Genomic DNA, 18,781 nt, shown 5'->3' with positions numbered 1-18,781 from the left:
GAGTTGCCGCGGCGTGACCGCGGTATCCATTAGCTAAATGTTTATACCAAGCTCTGGTAGTAGTTTACTTAGAAAAGCATAGCTTGCTTCATAGATACCCTCACAGCTTGATTCTCGTGGGCCAGCAATGTTAAGTATATGAATCTTATTCTCTTCAATTGAAAATGAGAGGTTAATAATAAGGTAAGGCTTTTTTTGAGACGCGACAGACTTAATAGTTAACAGGGTTCCATCTTTAATTTTTTCTGGTAATGGCAGGGTGGGGAGAATAATTAAAGTGCCATCAGAATCACGAATATTCAGTTTTGTTCGGGCATCATAATTTTCTTTGTCAGTACTAATATCGATTTGATGTTCGACTAATTGGCCATATTTATTAGGAATTATCCCAAGTTCATCTATCCTGCCCTTAGGACACCAGCCACCAAAAACCAAATGAGAATTATATGCCACATCTAAAGCTGCTCGATCAACTCCGGTTTGGCCTCCAGAAACAATTTTTTCAAGCATATTTAATTTCTTCGCTCAACGAAAATCAGTGCAGATAGCTTCTTTAGTTAAAAAGAAATAGAGCGGTAGAGATTAAAATAACAATCAATATAACTATGTGTTTATGATTAATCATAATGAATTTCCCAATAAGAATGATTCTTGAATTCTAGACTATTATACCTAATTTAGGATTTTCGACGAGAACTAATAACGGAGCGTCAATGACGCGGGAAGGAGGGTGGATAACTCTCGTTTTTAAATTTAGATGCTGCTCTGAATTCTTGATTAATGTCTCGGAAGTAAATATTTCAATTATTGGGGCGTTCTTTGTTGACACTCAGACGTTTATTCGATGCTCTTAATAGTTGCCTGTAATTTATTTATATCTTCTTTTAAGTGCAGTGATTCGCTTTCTAATTCCGTTACTCGGTTTTGAAGTTTATCCAATTTTTTTGAGTGCATCGTTTGAAAACGATAATTGTAGTGGCCGCGACTACTGCAGTGTAGCCTGCGGTCATTATTTCAAACTCAAACATCGTTTCACTCCAATCATTAATTATTGGTGACGAGTATACTCTTAATGTTGGGCACACACCACTTTGGTAATGTCAGGCATCCCAAAGGGCTGTCTTGTTTTGTGCTTATCCTATTCGTGGGATTTATAGTGCCTTCTAAAATTTAAAAGCAAGGAGTATGGATCTGGTCTGTTTGTAGTTACGAATTATTTTGGCTTATCTCTTGGTATTTTTTCTGCTGAAGCTCAAAAATTAAGATGTAACTGAATAGCTCCGTTAGGGGAGATGGTCACGAGGCGGTAATTCAATCTTTAGTTAATATTTGAGCGCAATCCTCAGAGTGGGTTGGTAATTTGAAACTAGGGAATTGCCTACTTTGCTCTACACTACTTAATTGATTAATCAATTAAAAGGCTCCAAAAAAGCCTAGACAGTCTATCTAATTATTGGGATACTGCAACCGACCCTGGAACGGGTCTTTTAGTCCAACAATTAGGAGAAATTTATGAAAGCACAAATCCTTGCTGCTGCATTTTCATTATTGGCAGTAAACCTCTCAGCGCATGCTACTAAAACGCAAAGCACTAATCTCGAAAAACAAACAGTTGTTCTTTCCCAAAAGATTGATCTCAATAAAGCGGATGTATCTTCGTTGATTGGTTCTTTCAAAGGGATAGGCAAGAAACGCGCTGAGGCTATTATTGCTTATCGTACCAGTCATAAAGGTTTTAAATCAATTGAAGAGCTCTCAGAAGTGAAAGGCATCGGTCAGCGTTTTGTGAGCGCCAATAAAGAAAAATTAAACGAAATATTTGTTATTAGTTAATTGTTCCGTATTGTTTCTGCCTACCTTTGTAGGCTGGGCTGTTAAGCCCAGCATGAGAATTTTCAAATTTAGGTTTGTTGGGCTTAACAGCCCAACCTACACTCTAATGAGTAAAATTTCTTGATCCCGATAAAATATAGCCAATATTAATCATGTGGTTAAAAATTAAACATTATTTGGTTTAAGTGTTTGATGCGGCAGCAAAAGCGAAAGATGAAAAATTGGTTGAACAAAAAATTTACTTTTTTATTTGCAATTGTTACGCCAGAACAGTCGATCTTTACGCAAAATTAGTATAAAGTAGCGCACAAAAAAAGAATGGGATAGTGCTGCTTATGTTCAGGAAATTAAGGGGCGTGTTCTCCAATGATTTATCGATTGACTTGGGAACCGCTAACACATTGATATATGTACGGGATAAAGGAATTGTCCTTAACGAACCCTCCGTTGTTGCATTGCGAAATGAGTCAGGTCAAAAACGCGTTGCAGCAGTAGGTCTAGAAGCAAAACGTATGCTTGGAAGAACTCCAGGTAACATCAATGCGATTAGACCCATGAAGGATGGGGTTATTGCTGACTTTTTCGTTACTGAAAAAATGCTACAGCATTTCATTCATAAAGTTCACGAAAATAAATTTTTGCGCCCCAGTCCACGCGTGCTGGTTTGTGTTCCTTGTGGTTCGACCCAAGTTGAGCGTCGAGCAATTCGTGAATCAGCTATGGGTGCAGGTGCTCGCGAAGTATTCTTGATTGAAGAACCAATGGCTGCTGCCTTAGGTTCAGGAATGCCAGTAGAAGATGCTAGTGGTTCGATGGTTGTTGACATTGGTGGTGGTACTACTGAAGTCGCAATTATTTCTTTAAGTGGTATCGTTTACCATCAATCAGTACGTATTGGTGGGGATAAGTTTGACGATGCAATCGTATCTTACGTGCGTCGTAATTACGGTACACTTATTGGTGAAACAACTGCTGAACGTATTAAGCATGAAATTGGTTCTGCATTCCCCAGTCGTGATCTGTTTGAAATTGAAGTACGTGGAAGAAATCTTGCAGAAGGTGTGCCCCGTAGTTTTGTTTTAACCAGTGCAGAAATCTTAGAAGCGCTACAAGAGCCTTTATCAGGAATCGTAGGTGCTGTAAGAGCTGCTTTAGAATTGGCTCCACCTGAATTAGCTGCTGATATTGCGGAGCGTGGTATGATTTTAACCGGCGGCGGAGCATTATTGAAAAATATTGATCTCTTGCTGATGGAAGAAACTGGTCTGCCCGTATTAATCGCAGAAGATCCGCTAACTTGCGTTGCTCGTGGTGGTGGTAAGGCTTTAGAAACCATGGACTTACGTGGCGGTGATTTCCTCTCAACAGAATAATAATCGAAACAGATTATTTAGCCGAGGCGGGCACAATCCGATAGGATTCGTGCTTGCTTTGCTTATTTCTGTTTTCCTCATGTTCTCCGACTACCACTATCGTTATTTAAATAGTGTTCGTAGCGGTTTTTCTTTAATTGTAGCTCCATTGCAATATGCCGTGGATTATCCTGTGCGGGTATTTGGCTGGATTCAGTCGTTAGTTAGCGCCAAAAAGGCGTTAATTGATGAAAACATGCGACTACGTTACCAACAAGCCATGTTAGAATCTGAGTTACAAAAATTATTAGCGACCCAAAAAGAAAATTTTCAACTTAAAGAATTATTACTGACTTCCTCACAAGCCGACATGCGTGCTATGGCGGGGCAGATTTTGGCTGTAGATACCAGCAATTCACGACAAATCGTTGTATTAAACAAAGGCGAGCGCGATGGTGTGTATGTTGGACAGCCAATATTAGACGCGAAAGGGGTGATGGGGCAGATCATTGACGTGGGTCCTTTAACCAGTACCGTATTATTGATTTCGGACTCTAAAAGTGCTGTACCTGTGCGAAATAATCGTACCGGAGAGCGAGCTATTCTGATTGGTACTAATGATATTGAAACTCTCTTTTTAATTAACTTGCCGAAAACCTCATCCATTCATCCTGGTGATGTATTAGTTACTTCAGGGTTGGATAGACGATATCCTGAAGGTTATCCTGTTGGGCGAGTAGAGGAAGTTAATAGTCTTCCTGGCGAGGATTTTGTGAAGGTGAAAGTAAGACCTGTAGCCCTGCTTAACCGCAATCGCTTGGTTTTATTAATCTGGCCTGATAAGCAGCAGAAGCAATTAACCGTGCAAATTAACGAGCGTCTAAATGCTAAGGAGACCATGTAATGAATCTTCGATTACGCTTAGCCGTCGGATTTATGATTACATTGATTTTATCAATCCTCCCTATGCCGGAATTAGTTACTGATTTTAGACCGCCGTGGGTTTTACTATTTGTGTTATATATTGAATATTTTCTCCCCGGAAATTTTAATCAGGCTACTCTATTGTTTGTAGGTTTGATGCTTGATGTGTTGCTGGCGACGGTTATCGGTGAACATTCCTTTGCTTTATTATTAGTAACCTGGATAGCTTCTAGTAAGTCCAGACGCTTTCAGTTTTTCTCCATGATGCAACAAATCTTTTTAATTGGCTTTTTCTGCCTGTTATATCAAGCAATCATCACCTTAATTACCGCGCTGCTTGGTTTCAAATACAGCCTATTCATGCCTGTAGCAAGTGCCTTTGTCGGTATGTTTTTATGGCCATGGATTCGTTTACTCGGCGAAGATACGCTCTTGCCGCGTTTTTCTTATCGTTAAAAAAGCCTGGTTGGTAGCTGACCCCCAATCCATACTCCTACGTTCCGAGGAGAGCCGCGAAACGTAAGCGATATATGAGGAAAAGACAACTACAATCAGGCTACACCTGAACGATGGTAAATTCACCCGGATTCAATCCATCAAGCTTCCAATCCCAAATTCGATGGCGTACCAACCTCAAGGTAGGAAACCCGACAGCAGCAGTCATGCGTCGTACCTGATGATTTTTTCCTTCACATAAAACAATTTCCAGCCAACAGGTCGGAATGTTTTTTCTAACACGGATAGGGGGATTACGCGGCCAAAGAAAGGGCTCTTCAATCACTCTTACCTCCGCAGGTAAAAAGCGAGTATCTTTAAGTACCAAGCCTTTTCTTAACGGGTGCAGCTGCTCGTCAGTCGGTATGCCTTCAATCTGCACCCAATAATATTTCTTCTTATTAAACTTAGGGTGTGTTAATCGGTGTTGTAAGGTCCCGTCATTAGTTAATAACAATAAACCCTCACTGTTTTTATCCAATCGGCCTGCGGCATAAACATTAGGTATATCAATGAACTCCGCCAAAGTATGATCATGTTCCTCACCGGTAAATTGGCAGACAACCCCATAAGGTTTGTTGAATAAAATAAGTTCTGGCATAAAATCGACTGGCCTAAATTCAAAAAGCCTCAATGGTAGAGGGATTGTCCCGCTTTGTGAAGCCAATCTCGGCATGATTTGTGTTTTTAGGGCAATTATTATACAATGGCGACCGGTTTTTATATTAACGTGAACTGAATCTATGCGATATTTTTTACTTGTTTCATTATTTTTCTCTCAATTTACCTATGCGATGAATCACATTGTGATGGTTGGTGATGAAAAGGTTGAGATTAAGCATACTGAGGGTAGAGGGAAAACCTTTATTCATGTGCATCACAATGAACAGACGGCACTGAAAGCAGCGCAAGCGGTAGTTAAGAAAGAAGGGGGAAGCCTTATTACCTTAGTGCATTCTGGTGGTCGCAACATTGTATTTAATCTGCGTAATACGCGTTATGAATTTGATCCCAATCGAATTTATACTGATAATGGCATTAAGAAAACTTTAACTGGTCTTAGCCAATACAGTCCAGAAGCACATCGAGAAGTAAAAAAATTAGCCGATAAAATAAAACAAATATTACCTAAAGGTAAGGTTGTTGCCGTACATAATAATGCATCGTACTCGCTTAAAGATTACCTGCCTGGCAATTCCCTACAACATGATGCACAGGCAATTCATATGTTGCCACGCAATTATTATCGAAACTTTTACTTAGTAACCAAGATTAGTGACTTTTTACGCTTAAAAAGCAAGGGTTATAATGGAATATTACAAAAATCTACCGCCACAGACGACGGCTCCTTGTCTATTTATTTGGCCAAAAATGACTACATAAATGTAGAGGCAGGCTATGACCAATTAATCGAACAGATTAAAATGTTGCAGCACGCGTAAACTTCAAACACTACTACCTGTCTTTTGCGAAAATTGATTGCATTTTTCGTACTATCCTCGCTTATTTCACGCAAATGGACTTGGGATTCCAAGTTCTCGCGTGCTATCATTATTACCTCTAAAAATTTACGGAGTTGTCAATGACGTACGATAAAATCAAAGTGCCTGCACAAGGTGAAGTGATTACGGTGAACGCGGATCATTCGCTTAATGTGCCCAATAATCCAATTATTCCTTTTATTGAAGGTGATGGTATTGGTGTAGACGTAACACCTCCTATGATTGAAGTTGTTGACGCAGCGGTAGAAAAAGCTTACGGCTCTGAAAGAAAAATTTCCTGGATGGAAGTTTATGCTGGCGAGAAAGCAACTAAAGTTTATGGTGCCGATCAATGGTTACCCGAAGAAACTTTAGAAGCATTAAAAAAATATGTTGTCTCTATTAAAGGTCCTTTAACTACTCCAGTGGGTGGTGGAATTCGTTCATTAAATGTCGCAATTCGTCAACAATTAGACCTGTTCACTTGCTTGCGTCCTATTCGTTATTTTACTGGGGTGCCAAGTCCTGTAAAAGAGCCGTGGAAAACCGACATGGTTATTTTCCGCGAAAACTCAGAAGATATTTATGCGGGTATTGAGTGGCAAGCAAATTCGCCAGAAGCGAAAAAAGTAATTGAATTCCTAACCAACGAAATGGGGGTTAAAAAAATTCGATTCACCGATCATTGCGGTATTGGTGTTAAGCCCGTTTCTCAAGAAGGAACTGCGCGCTTAATTAAAGCAGCAATTCAATATGCGATTGATAATGATCGTAAAGTAGTTACTTTTGTTCATAAAGGTAACATTATGAAGTTTACTGAGGGTGCCTTTAAAGATTGGGCTTACCAAATTGCTCGTGATGTGTTTGGTGCTAAAGAATATCAAGGTGGCCCATGGATGGAATTTACCAATCCTAAGACCGGAAGCCAAATTATTATCAATGATGTAATTGCGGATGCATTCTTACAACAAATTCTTTTAAGACCTGAAGAGTACAGCGTTATTGCAACCTTAAATTTGAATGGCGATTACATTTCTGATGCCTTAGCAGCTCAGGTTGGCGGTATTGGTATCGCTCCAGGTGCTAATTTAAGTGACCAAATCGCGGTATTCGAAGCCACTCATGGAACTGCACCAAAGTATGCTGGCCAAGATAAAGTGAATCCAGGTTCAATTATTCTTTCTGCTGAAATGATGTTACGTCATATGGGATGGAATGAAGCAGCTGATTTAATTATCAAGGGTACTGAAGGTGCGATTGAAGCAAAAACTGTGACTTATGATTTCCAACGCACAATGGAAGGGGCTACCCTAGTAAGTAGTTCTGGATTTGCGGATGCGATTATCCAGCATATGTAATTGCAGTTGTATCTGAGTCTGAGGAAAAAAGCGCTCATTTACGTATTCAGTTAATGAAATACTACCGCTTTCGAACTCCCGCGGTGTGACCGGGGAGCTCGAAGGCTTTAATAAGCCACCGAATGGCATCAAGGTAGTCTTTTATCAACTTTCTGGCCCGACGATTATGGGTTGAGGTTTAACCTATATTAGATGCAAACGAAGAGGGCAAAGGTTGTCCATTTTCATGGAAGCTATCTAACCAATATGTTTTTGATTATCCCAAAGGCCAATTTTTTCATTAAAATTAGCTGTTTTTACTGGCCAAATGCCTGTGGGGAGTCTATAAAAATAGTAAGAGGTTGTATGTTATGAGCGGGCAAAATATCGAGGAAATTGTAAGGCATAAGGTTGCTGAGCCAGAGGTACGCACAGAAAATAAACTGCCAAGAAAGTACAAAGTAGTGTTGCTCAACGATGATTATACGCCGATGGATTTTGTTGTTGATGTACTGAAACATTTTTTTCATCTAAACGAGGAAAGGGCTGTTCAGGTGATGTTACAGGTTCACATCCAAGGAAAGGGCGTGTGTGGTGTATTCACACGAGACATCGCAGAAACTAAAGTCGCTCTGGTAAATGAATATGCCAGAATGAATCAGCACCCATTGCTATCTAGCATGGAACCGGAATAATTTGTTGTGGGCTGAAGAGGAGCAACGACAATGTTAAACAAAGAACTTGAATTCACCTTGAACCTTGCATTCAAGGAAGCAAAAGAAAAGCGTCATGAATTTATGACCGTTGAGCACTTATTGTTGTCATTGCTTGATAATCCTGCTGCTGGAAATGTGTTACAGGCTTGTGATGCTAACATAGATGCGTTACGACGTGACTTAGTTGAATTTATTGACGAAACCACTCCCAGAATTCCCGACGATGAATTAGATCGTGAAACTCAACCTACATTAGGGTTCCAGCGCGTATTGCAACGTGCAGTATTCCATGTACAGTCAGCAGGTAAAACCGAGGTAACGGGCGCAAACGTCCTCGCTGCTATTTTTAGTGAACAAGAAAGTCAAGCTGTATATTTCTTGCGTCGTGAAAATATTACACGTCTTGATGTGATTAACTACATTTCTCATGGTGTATCTAAGTATCAAAACAATGATATGCACGAGAATATGAATTCATCAATGGATGAAGATATGGGCGCTGCAGAAGGTAATGAGTCTCCTCTAGAGAGCTATTGCACGAACCTTAACAAACGTGCAAAACAAGGTAAGATTGACCCCCTCATTGGGCGTCATGAAGAAGTTCAACGTACCATTCAAGTACTTTGCCGTCGTAGGAAAAACAACCCATTGTTGGTTGGCGAGGCCGGTGTCGGTAAAACGGCTATTGCTGAAGGTCTGGCGCGTCGCATTGTTGACGGGGAAATACCTGATGCCATCCGTGATTGCATTGTGTACTCACTTGATTTGGGTGCTTTACTCGCAGGTACCAAGTACCGCGGGGACTTTGAGAAACGCTTGAAAGCGGTGCTCAAACAATTAGGCCAACAAGAGGGTGCCGTTTTATTCATCGACGAAATTCACACAATTATTGGAGCAGGGGCTGCTTCAGGTGGCGTGATGGATGCGTCTAACCTAATCAAGCCTTTATTGGCAAATGGCGAATTAAAATGCATTGGTTCAACAACCTATCAAGAATACCGTGGTATTTTTGAAAAAGACCGTGCTTTAGCGCGTCGTTTCCAAAAGATTGATATTCCTGAGCCTTCAATTGATGAGACTTTTGAAATTTTAAAAGGCTTAAAAGGCCGCCTAGAAGAGCATCATGGGGTCAAATTCACTATTCCTGCGCTTAAGGCAGCTGCGGAATTATCGGCTAAATACATTAACGACCGTTTCTTGCCAGATAAAGCGATTGACGTAGTTGATGAGGCAGGGGCTTATCAAAACTTACTTACTGCAAGTAAACGTAAGAAAATTATTAGCGTCACTGAAATTGAGAGTGTGGTTGCGAAAATTGCACGGATCCCAATTAAGAAAGTGTCTGCGCGTGATAAAGATACCTTGCGTAATTTAGAGCGTGATTTAAAACTCTTGGTTTATGGGCAAGATCAGGCAATTGTTGCTCTATCTTCTGCAATTAAGCTTGGACGTTCAGGCCTTAGAGAGCCTCAAAAACCAGTAGGATGCTTCTTATTTGCGGGTCCAACTGGTGTAGGTAAAACTGAGGTTACACGCCAATTAGCGAATGTTCTAGGTATTGAGTTGCTACGTTTTGATATGTCTGAATATATGGAGAAACATACTGTTTCACGTTTAATCGGAGCTCCTCCAGGATATGTTGGTTACGACCAAGGTGGCTTGCTGACTGAAGCAGTAACTAAGAATCCTCATTCAGTCTTACTGCTTGATGAAATAGAGAAAGCACATCCAGATGTCTTTAATTTGTTGCTGCAAATCATGGACCATGGAACCTTAACTGATACCAATGGCCGTCAAGCCGATTTTAGACACGTTATTCTAGTAATGACATCTAATGCCGGTGCCAGTGAGTTGGTTCGTAATTCAATCGGATTCTCCACTCAGGACAATAGCAACGATGGGTTGGAAGTAATTAAGAAACAATTTAGTCCTGAGTTTAGAAACAGACTGGATGCTATTATTAATTTCGCTCCACTAGATGCTGTGACTATAGGCTTGGTTGTTGACAAGTTTATTATGGAATTAGATGAGCAATTAAGTCATAAAGGTGTTACTTTTGATGTAGACAAAGCAGCACGTGAATGGCTGATTGAGCATGGATATGACAAGGTAATGGGGGCAAGACCTATGGCTCGGTTGATTCAGGAAAATGTGAAGAAACCACTCGCCGATGAGCTTTTGTTTGGTAAGTTAATACATGGTGGCCATGTGACATTAAAAGTTAAAGATGGCAAATTACATTTCGATAGCCATGATCATAGAGAGGGCGTTGTTTAAATGGCATTGACTGTAACTGTAATTGCTAAAGATGAAGAACGAAATATTAGGAGATGCCTGGAATCAGTACAGTTTGCTGATGAAATAATAGTTCTGGATTCGGGAAGCACGGACAACACCGTTGCCATTGCGAAAGAATATACAGAACATGTTTATTCAACAGACTGGCCTGGTTACGGGGCCCAAAAGCAGAGGGCTTTAGCTAAGGCCACTGGGGATTGGGTCTTAAATCTTGATGCCGATGAGGCAGTAAGTGAGAAGTTGAAGCAGGAAATAATGCAGGCAATGGTCTTGGATGAAGCTGATGCATACCGTGTCGCAATTCAAATGTATTTCTATAACCAACCCTTAAAATACTCTTCCAGTCCTAAACGTCATGCACGCTTATATAAGCGTCAAGGAGCACATTTTAGTACGGACATTGTCCACGAAAAAATTGTTCTTCCTGAAGGGGCGCGAATTGCAAAACTTAAAAATTGCATTATGCATCATTCATTCAAAGATGTGAGTCACGTACTTTACAAAATGAATAAATATTCTTCTTATAGTGCAAAAACCTACATAGTAAAACAAAGAAAAGCAAGTTTCACCAAAACCCTGGCGAGTACTTCATGGATGTTTTTTAGGTGCTACGTATTACAACGGGGTTTTTTGGATGGTAGAATTGGTTTTTTGTTTTCGGTGTTCAATGCTCAAGGTACTTTTTATCGAGGGATCAAGCAGCTATACCAGGATAGCAACATCGAGCAATTACCCAACCTGACCACAGCTAATGAGGACTTAGTGTGAAACAACTCTGTTCGGAAGAAAAAAGCGTATTAATAGCACCTTTTTTTATTGTTTTATTTGTCTTTTTTGTGCCTATTAGTTCCAGTTTAAAATCCATTATGGCGGGGATAGCGCTAGCTGCACTGCTTTTAACACCATTCTATAGAAAGCAAGTAGTGAGCGCTTACAATAGTTTATGGGGCTGGGCTGGTATTGCCTTGTTTGCTTACGTGCTTCTTGGTTGTTTATGGTCTGAGGCGCCGTATCATTTAAGGTTTACGGTAGTAGATAAGTATTCTAAGGCACTTTATCTACCCATACTGGCGGTGGGATTTATTCATCCTAAAACCAGACGTTGGGCTTTTAATGCTTATTTTGCCTCCATGTTAATTACTTGTGTTCTTTCTTTCTTAAAGCAGAAAGGCATGATTGCTCTCAATAATCCAGTCGATACGGGTGAGGTGTTCCACAATCATATCGTTACCGGATTTATGGTTGCTCTGGCGGTTTATTTTGCAGCGATCATCTCTTTAGAGCCTCAAGTCCATAAGTGGCAGCGCATATACTGTTGGTTGATGATTGCTGTGGGAAGTTACCAAATATTTTTCCTAAATACGGGAAGAACAGGTTATTTCATTTATGCTTTTCTGATGCTTTTCTTAATTGTACAAAAGTTCTCATTAAAGAAAGCGGCTTTAGGGGTGACCTTACTTGTTGCATCAATTGGACTGGTTTATTTAGCAAGCCCATTAATGCAGTTACGTACAGGTATTCTTATTAGTGATATTAAGTTTTTGAAAAAGCATGAAGAAAATACTTCTTTAGGTTATCGAATGCAGTTTCATAAATATGCCCGCTCTTTGTTTGAAGAACACCCTGTTTTCGGCATCGGTAGTGGATATTTTAAATATAGTTTCCATCGTGATAAACCCGTTCCAGGTTGGGAAGAAAAGCTTAATGAGCCGCACAGCCAGTATTGGCTTGCCTTAGTTGAAGGTGGTGTTGTTGGGCTAATGTTCTACCTGACGTTTATAGGCTCTTTAATTATTTTGGCATTTAAGCAAAGTAAAACAATGCGGCTTATGATGCTTGGTCCACTGATTGCGGTATGCTTTGGCTCCTTTTCAGATAGTATTTTCTGCTATTCCCCAGTAGGTAGCATCCTGGTTATAGTTTGCGCTATGGGATTTGCTGAGCTCTTAGAGAAGAGAGCGACTGCTAGAGCCGCGGTAAAAGAAAAGTTATACCCATCCTCTCATACTGCTGAATTAGCGGTTTAAATCATTCTGTAGCCCGTATTAGCGCAGTCTAATACGGGAGCATCAATCCTTTCTCTGAATTACATATCAATTACTTAGTGAATATAACCCCACGGGGTATTGAGTTTATTAAAGTTAAATAAAAAATCTCGTCATTGCGAACAACATGAAGCAACCTGGTATTGAGTTTTAACGTAGCAGCGTGCTGGGTTGCTTCGCCAAGGCTTGCAATGACGCAATTTAAATGACCGCGGTGTAATATGGGTCGAACTAGGGAGGTAGTATAGAAAAATTAAAATTCATCAAGTGAAACTGGCCACAAGTGATGGAAGTGATGCACCGGCCCATGTCCTTGCCCAATACGGTCATCTTTAGCCGCTTTAATTGCCTCAAAAAGGTAATTTTTAGCGATTGCACAGGCCTTTTGCATAGGAATATTTTGTGCCAAGCAAGAAGTAATAGCCGCTGAAAGAGTACAACCAGTGCCATGAGTATTTTTAGAATTAATTCGTGCGCTTTCAAACCAATGATATTCACCCGTGTTACTCATTAATAAATCATTCGACGTGGATGAAGTTAAATGGCCGCCTTTAAGTAAAACATGCTGAGGTCCCAATGCTAACAACTTTTCCCCTACGAGAAACATTTCTTCTGCAGATTGCGCATCAATACCCGTAAACGTATGCGCTTCAGGGAGATTGGGCGTTATCAGTGTAGCCAAGGGCATAAGCTCTGAAATAAGTGTATTAACCGCCTCAGGTAATAAAAGCGGATCACCACTTTTTGCAATAGTAACCGGATCGACAACGATAGGAATACCCTGAGCATGCTGCTTAAGAAATCCAGCAACTAATCTGATAATATCGCTATTAAATAACATACCAATTTTAATCGCATCGGGTTTAATGTCATCAAAAATGGCATAAAGCTGTTCTTCAATGGCCTGTAAGGGTATTTCATAGCAGCTTCTCACCCCACAAGTATTCTGCACTGGTAATGCCGTGAGTACGGTCATTCCATAGCAGCCCAAGGCTGAAAAGGTTTTTAAATCTGCTTGAATGCCTGCGCCACCAGAACCATCGAATCCAGCTATAGATAATGCTTTGTACTGCATGTTAGCATCCTTTAACCACTTGATTAAAAAAATCCCAATCGGGCTGATATAAGTTATCAATAAATAATTGTCTAAATGAGCCGGGGGCTTGTATTTGCTGATGTGTTTGCTGACCACATAAACTAAAGTATGCAGAAGCGTGGATTACTGCTTGATACATATTAGGATTCGAGGCAACAAAAGCACTAAGAACCGCGGTCATGGTGCATCCCATGCCGGTTATTCGGGGCATCAACTCAGAGCCAAAGCGAAGTATTTGTTCTTGGTTACCCTCAGTAATGAAATCTTCAGGGCCACTAATAACGACTATTTTATGATGCTTTTGCGCGATGGCGCGTGCACTACTCATGGCTTTATGCACCGGATCCGACGATTCAACACCTTTGGTGGTCCCATTTTCACCTGCTAATGAAATAATCTCACTCGCATTTCCCCGAATTACTTGCGCTAATGGGAGTATTTCCATTGCAGCAGCAGTCCGGAGCTTGCTCGCTCCGGCACCTACTGGGTCGAGAATGATGGGTTTATTCAAATAGTTGGCAATTTTAGCCGCAAAAAGCGCGCGTGCGATAAACGCATCGTTCAACGTACCAATGTTGATATAAAGCGCATGGCTTAGGCTAACGAGCTCTTCAATTTCTTCGCGTGACTCAGACATTAATGGTGCTGCACCTAAGGCTAAAAGCGCATTGGCCATAAAGTCCATGGTGACATAATTTGTCAAACATAGAACCAATGGCTGTACTTGCCTTAACTGGCTAAGGGTGGATTGGATCTCAGTGATCATGGGTGTACATCTCCCAGAAGGTACTTATGCTACCATGCGGCTATTCTGTCTGTAGGTGTTTGTAGAGAACATTCCTCAGAAACAGAGCCATCATTACATACAACCAGGCCATTTGGGGTGGTAAGTGAGTTGACCACACCACCTTTCCATAAGCAACAACCACGAATCAATTGTAAGTCCATTACCGCATGTGGGGTACAAAAGCAGGTAGAGTAAAAGCCATTATTACATACCATTCGTCCAGCAGATGAGTCACAGTAGCTAATGCCACCCATCCCGCCACAACAGGCACTTGGATTTTGTTTAGCAAATACAGGGGTAACAAGTAAGCTTAATGCGCCTACGAGAACGAATCGTTTAAATGATAGCATCTTGATTTCTCTGCTGATTTATTAATCCTAGAATAGCATAGAGTTTAGAGCAAGTGTAGCCTAGTTGAGCCAGGAAAATTATCCCTTTAAATGGGCAAATTTAGTGTATTTTGAGCAATGGTTGCTTTTTGTAAAAATGAAATTAACATGGAGGTATCACTAAAAAACTCCCGAACCACATCATGTCCAATAAATTGCCTAATTCTATGGGGTCCCAAGATTTGTGGAACACTACTTGGGAGTTAGTTAAAGACTATTTTATTAATTCCGATGAAAAGTTGCGTGCTTGGCTTTATTTATTAGGTATTGCCTTATGCACCATTTTTCTTGTTGGGTTAACGGCAGCTATGGCTTGGTTGTCTTCAACATTTTGGCAGGCGCTCACCGCAAAGGCACTTCTTCCTTTCCTTTTTTCTATAGGTGAGTTTGCCTTAATGGTAAGTGCTTATGTTGGTGTTCACATTTTAAAAGATTATTTTATGGGTAGGCTATCTATTATCTGGCGTACTTGGCTAACAGAACGAATCATTAATAAGTTTTTTACTAGTGAAAACAATTATTTGGATTTAAAACGTTTTCCCTCAAAAGTCGATAATATTGCTCAACGTATTCAAGAAGATGTAAAAATTTTCGTGAAGTTAACTATTGAACTAGTAGGCGATTTTTTAAAGTCAGTGCTGAGCCTCGCAACATTTGCAGGTACTTTATGGATTGTTGGTGGTTCTTTATCTGTTGCTGTTTTCGGGGTAACTCTTGTGATCCCAGGTTATTTATTCTGGACTGCTTTAGGGGCGGCTATGGCCGCTACACTGATTGCAAATTCGATTGCAAAATCAATGGCGGAAACCAATCACAACGCTGAAAAAGCCGAAGCAGACTTACGTCAAAATATAGCGGAGGTTCATAAGGAGGCTGAGAATGTTGCTGAAGAGCACGCTGAGCAGTATTACAAAATATCAATAAAAAACAAAATTAATGAAATTAATCTGCGAGCCAACCAAAAACTGAGTATTGGCTTAAAACTGGATGCATTTCAACATTTCTATTCACAATTAGCAGAGCTTTTACCTACGTTAATCGCGGCCCCCTTGTATTTTGCAGGACTTATAGAAATCGGCCAATTGATACAGGTTGGCATGGCTTTTACAGAGGTCAATTCATCTCTGAGTTGGTTTGTATGGGCTTATGATGAATTGGCAAAATATAAAACGAGTATTAAACGAATTACTGAATTACAAACTACCCTGGAAAAAGATGGATTAAATGCTCATCCTAAATTAATTATTAGAAATGAACGTGATAAAGATACGATTAATGTGAAACACTTAAATATTCTGCATCCTCAGGCTACCAGTACAAGCCACATCATGTGTAATCTTAATTTAAAGTTAAAACCTGAAGAAGACGTCTTAATCAAAGGAGACTCTGGTTTAGGTAAGAGCACCTTTTTTAAAACCATTTCGGGTACTTGGAGTTATGGAAATGGGGTGATATTACTGCCTTCTGGAAAACGATTGTGTTTTTTACCGCAAACACCAACGTTAACTCATGATACCCTAAAAGCTGTTTTAGCCTATCCAGATCCGGCAGAGACTTACCCAGCGGAGCAATATGGTATGGCTTTACAGAAAGTAGGGGGAATGCAGGACTTTATTTCTAGATTAGATGAAAAGAATGCATGGGCTGATGAATTATCAGGGGGACAGAAACAACGAATTGCTTTTGCTCGTGCCTTACTTAAAAAACCGGACTGGGTCTTTTTAGATGAGGCGACCTCTGCTCTAGATGAAAAGAGTGAAGAACACGTATATCGTATGCTAAAGGAGGAAACCGGCGCAACTTTAGTGAGTATTGCACATCGAAGTACGGTAGAGAAATATCATTCGCGCATTGTGTTGTTTCGTGCGAAGAGTAATCGGGAAATTGAGGTGAGTGAGGAGAAGGGGAGAAGGGTTGGGCTCTTTGAGCGTTAACTCCCGCGCTTTGCTGGGCTTTACAGCTAGCCTACGATATTGGAGAGAGCATTTGTACGTAAGTCGGATAATTGGTAAACAAATAGCTGGTAGCCAGTCCTGCCAATAAACCAAAAAAGTGAGATTCCCAAGATACCCCTTTCTTTCCTGGAAAAATACCAAAGAAAATACCGGCAAAGTAATAAACACTGAGGAGACCTAAAATAATCGTGGTTACCGTACCTGTCTGATATAGGTTAAGAACTAAAAAGCTCCAGTAGCCAGTTATCACGCCACTGGCTCCCACATGCACGCCCGGTTTAGCAAAACACCATACACAAATCCCAGTGAGGAGGGTAATGATTAGGGTGACGGCAAGGTAATAATACAGGCCATTAATTAAAATAAAATTACTTAATACAACTAAAGGGATGCAGTTAAAAAATAGATGATTGAAATTTAAATGCAATAGGGGTGAAAAAAGTATTCCAGGTAAGCCTTTGAGTTGTCTTGGTATAATTCCTAGGGATAGTAATAAACGGCGATCTAGCCGCGTAATAAAAAAGATAATCCATAGAGTAATGACAATAGTAACCAATATGGAACTATTCATTTTCGTTTGGCTAATAATTAAATTAAGACTGTCAATTAACTCATCAAGCATGGTCTTGCTCTAATCCTTTAATGTCTTTTATTTCACATGCAAGCTTGCCTTGAGCTAAACGCACCTCAATGGTATCGCCAATCTGCGTTTGCTCCGCTGAAAAAAGTACCTTATCTTTTAAGGTAGCAATTGCATAGCCTCTATCCAGTGTAGCTAAGGGACTCACTGCGTGCAAGGTGGACATTAGAGTCTGCATTTGAAATTTGAACTGACTCAGTTTGTTTTGCATCTGTTGTGTTAGTTGCTGGGTTTTCTGTTGCAATTGATTTTGTGCATGCTGAATTTGCGTTTTGGGGTTATGGGTATTTAACTGATGTGTACACAAATGCAACTGATGGGTTTTCTGTTTGATGATTTGGTTCATGCTGGAAATCAATTGTCGTTCCAAATAGTCGGTAGTTTGCCAATAGCTGGAAATGGCTTTTTGTGGTGAAGAAATCTTATCCATTAAATGGCGTAGCTTAATTTGGTTTTTTTGTAGCTGCCTATGGATCGCTTCTTGTAAACGTAACATCGAATGATTTAATGCTCTTAACAGTTCAAGAGAATCTGGGGTCACCGCAGTTGCTGCTGCAGTAGGGGTTTCAGCGCGGTAATCGGCAACAAAATCAGCAATAGTGAAATCGGTTTCGTGTCCTACTCCGGATACGAGGGGAATGCTACTTTGGGCAATTTGTCGGGCTAATTGCTCATCATTAAATGACCATAAATCTTCAATGCTTCCACCCCCGCGTGCAAGGATGAGTACCTCACAGCGCTTTTCCTTATTAGCGTGCTGAAGCGCTTTAATTAGTTGCTGTGCAGCTCCTGCCCCTTGAACTTCACTAGGATAAATAAATACCTTAGCTAAAGGATAACGTCGCGCTAGAGTCGATAAAATATCACGAATTGCAGCTCCAGTTGTTGAGGTAATTACCCCAATAGTTTTCGGCATGCGAGGCAGGGCTTTTTTCCTCTCTGGATGAAAAAGCCCTTCGTTTGCGAGTTTATTTTTTAACTCTTCAAAGCGTTGATACAATGCCCCAAGACCTGCTTCAGTGATTTGCTCAACGATTAATTGATAATCTCCACGTGCCTCATAAAGGCTTAAGCGGCCACTGGCAACCAGATGTTGGCCATCGCATAGTTTCGAGGCGGAAGCGCCAAAGTGGCGATTCTTAAAAAACACACAACGGATTTGGGCTCCACTGTCTTTTAGGGTAAAGTAAAAGTGTCCTGATGCAGGTTTACTTAAGTTAGAAATTTCTCCTTCTACATGAACAATTCCTAGCTCATTTTCAAGGTAACTTTTAACCTGCCTGTTGAGTTGACTGACAGTAAGTACTGAAACCTGTGTTTCCATAAGCAATTGTTCACAATCTAAAAAAGGAACGCATATCTTAGCAAACTATTATGGGCATCCCAAACAGAATTACGGATCCATTGAGGAAGAAATAGTGCTAACGATCCTC

The 18,781-nt window shown here is 40.5% G+C and carries 18 protein-coding genes; 11 read left to right on the top strand and 7 right to left on the bottom strand.

Features of this window, described 5'->3' with window-relative positions; translation table 11 throughout:
- Positions 1–33: 33 nt before the first annotated feature.
- The gene (locus ACD661_RS06360; protein WP_400186990.1) at positions 34–510 is read right to left on the bottom strand and encodes a putative molybdenum carrier protein; all 477 of its coding nucleotides are present in this window, start codon (positions 508–510) and stop codon (positions 34–36) included.
- A 1,002-nt stretch (positions 511–1,512) separates the two neighbouring features.
- Here ACD661_RS06360 and ACD661_RS06355 point away from each other — a divergent pair.
- From ACD661_RS06355 to mreD, 4 genes are all read left to right on the top strand, one after another.
- Positions 1,513–1,833: a ComEA family DNA-binding protein gene (locus ACD661_RS06355; RefSeq protein ID WP_400186989.1), complete on the top strand. Its 321-nt coding sequence runs from the start codon at positions 1,513–1,515 to the stop codon at positions 1,831–1,833.
- 335 nt (positions 1,834–2,168) lie between these two features.
- A complete protein-coding gene (locus ACD661_RS06350; protein WP_058535650.1) occupies positions 2,169–3,206 on the top strand; it encodes a rod shape-determining protein in 1,038 nt (345 codons plus the stop codon).
- A complete protein-coding gene (mreC, locus tag ACD661_RS06345) occupies positions 3,184–4,089 on the top strand; it encodes a rod shape-determining protein MreC (RefSeq protein ID WP_400187235.1) in 906 nt (301 codons plus the stop codon). Before ACD661_RS06350 ends, mreC begins: the two co-directional genes overlap by 23 nt.
- Positions 4,089–4,565 (top strand): rod shape-determining protein MreD, encoded by a 477-nt coding sequence (mreD, locus tag ACD661_RS06340; protein WP_400186988.1) that lies wholly within the window; start codon positions 4,089–4,091, stop codon positions 4,563–4,565. Before mreC ends, mreD begins: the two co-directional genes overlap by 1 nt.
- A gap of 100 nt (positions 4,566–4,665) precedes the next feature.
- On the opposite strand, the gene ACD661_RS06335 is transcribed toward mreD, so the two are convergent.
- Positions 4,666–5,205: a pseudouridine synthase gene (locus ACD661_RS06335; protein ID WP_400186987.1), complete on the bottom strand. Its 540-nt coding sequence runs from the start codon at positions 5,203–5,205 to the stop codon at positions 4,666–4,668.
- Between the two features lie 142 nt (positions 5,206–5,347).
- Here ACD661_RS06335 and ACD661_RS06330 point away from each other — a divergent pair, with 142 nt between their 5' ends.
- From ACD661_RS06330 to ACD661_RS06305, 6 genes are all read left to right on the top strand, one after another.
- Complete coding sequence (locus ACD661_RS06330) at positions 5,348–6,046, top strand: protein tyrosine phosphatase (protein WP_400186986.1); 699 nt, start codon at positions 5,348–5,350, stop codon at positions 6,044–6,046.
- A gap of 140 nt (positions 6,047–6,186) precedes the next feature.
- A complete protein-coding gene (icd, locus tag ACD661_RS06325; RefSeq protein WP_400186985.1) occupies positions 6,187–7,443 on the top strand; it encodes an NADP-dependent isocitrate dehydrogenase in 1,257 nt (418 codons plus the stop codon).
- 350 nt (positions 7,444–7,793) lie between these two features.
- A complete protein-coding gene (clpS, locus tag ACD661_RS06320; RefSeq protein WP_400186984.1) occupies positions 7,794–8,117 on the top strand; it encodes an ATP-dependent Clp protease adapter ClpS in 324 nt (107 codons plus the stop codon).
- A gap of 30 nt (positions 8,118–8,147) precedes the next feature.
- Positions 8,148–10,415, top strand: a complete 2,268-nt coding sequence (gene clpA, locus ACD661_RS06315; protein ID WP_400186983.1) for an ATP-dependent Clp protease ATP-binding subunit ClpA — start codon at positions 8,148–8,150, stop codon at positions 10,413–10,415.
- Positions 10,416–11,204, top strand: a complete 789-nt coding sequence (locus tag ACD661_RS06310; RefSeq protein WP_400186982.1) for a glycosyltransferase family 2 protein — start codon at positions 10,416–10,418, stop codon at positions 11,202–11,204.
- Positions 11,201–12,463, top strand: coding sequence for an O-antigen ligase family protein (locus ACD661_RS06305; RefSeq protein ID WP_400186981.1), 1,263 nt, complete (start codon positions 11,201–11,203; stop codon positions 12,461–12,463). Before ACD661_RS06310 ends, ACD661_RS06305 begins: the two co-directional genes overlap by 4 nt.
- 271 nt (positions 12,464–12,734) lie before the next feature.
- Here the strand turns inward: ACD661_RS06305 and thiD are convergent, their stop codons facing one another.
- The 3 genes from thiD to ACD661_RS06290 are packed head-to-tail and all read right to left on the bottom strand — an operon-like array spanning position 12,735 to position 14,714.
- The gene (gene thiD / locus ACD661_RS06300; RefSeq protein ID WP_400186980.1) at positions 12,735–13,556 is read right to left on the bottom strand and encodes a bifunctional hydroxymethylpyrimidine kinase/phosphomethylpyrimidine kinase; all 822 of its coding nucleotides are present in this window, start codon (positions 13,554–13,556) and stop codon (positions 12,735–12,737) included.
- Position 13,557: 1 nt separating this feature from the next.
- The gene (gene thiM, locus ACD661_RS06295; protein ID WP_400186979.1) at positions 13,558–14,343 is read right to left on the bottom strand and encodes a hydroxyethylthiazole kinase; all 786 of its coding nucleotides are present in this window, start codon (positions 14,341–14,343) and stop codon (positions 13,558–13,560) included.
- 29 nt (positions 14,344–14,372) lie between these two features.
- Complete coding sequence (locus ACD661_RS06290; RefSeq protein ID WP_400186978.1) at positions 14,373–14,714, bottom strand: neurogenic locus notch; 342 nt, start codon at positions 14,712–14,714, stop codon at positions 14,373–14,375.
- Between the two features lie 182 nt (positions 14,715–14,896).
- Between ACD661_RS06290 and ACD661_RS06285 the strand changes: the two genes are divergently transcribed.
- Positions 14,897–16,687: an ABC transporter ATP-binding protein/permease gene (locus ACD661_RS06285; RefSeq protein ID WP_400186977.1), complete on the top strand. Its 1,791-nt coding sequence runs from the start codon at positions 14,897–14,899 to the stop codon at positions 16,685–16,687.
- A 31-nt stretch (positions 16,688–16,718) separates the two neighbouring features.
- On the opposite strand, the gene ACD661_RS06280 is transcribed toward ACD661_RS06285, so the two are convergent.
- Positions 16,719–17,330, bottom strand: coding sequence for a rhomboid family intramembrane serine protease (locus tag ACD661_RS06280; protein ID WP_400186976.1), 612 nt, complete (start codon positions 17,328–17,330; stop codon positions 16,719–16,721).
- Positions 17,323–18,672 carry an exodeoxyribonuclease VII large subunit gene (xseA, locus tag ACD661_RS06275; protein WP_400186975.1) on the bottom strand — a complete coding sequence of 450 codons (1,350 nt, stop codon included), beginning with the start codon at positions 18,670–18,672 and terminating at the stop codon, positions 17,323–17,325. The genes ACD661_RS06280 and xseA overlap by 8 nt, the downstream gene beginning before the upstream one ends.
- Positions 18,673–18,781 lie beyond the last annotated feature (109 nt).

Source organism: Legionella lytica, from assembly GCF_044626755.1.
In the GTDB taxonomy this organism is placed as follows: domain Bacteria; phylum Pseudomonadota; class Gammaproteobacteria; order Legionellales; family Legionellaceae; genus Legionella; species Legionella lytica_A.
This window is presented reverse-complemented; position numbering and strand designations above follow the sequence as displayed.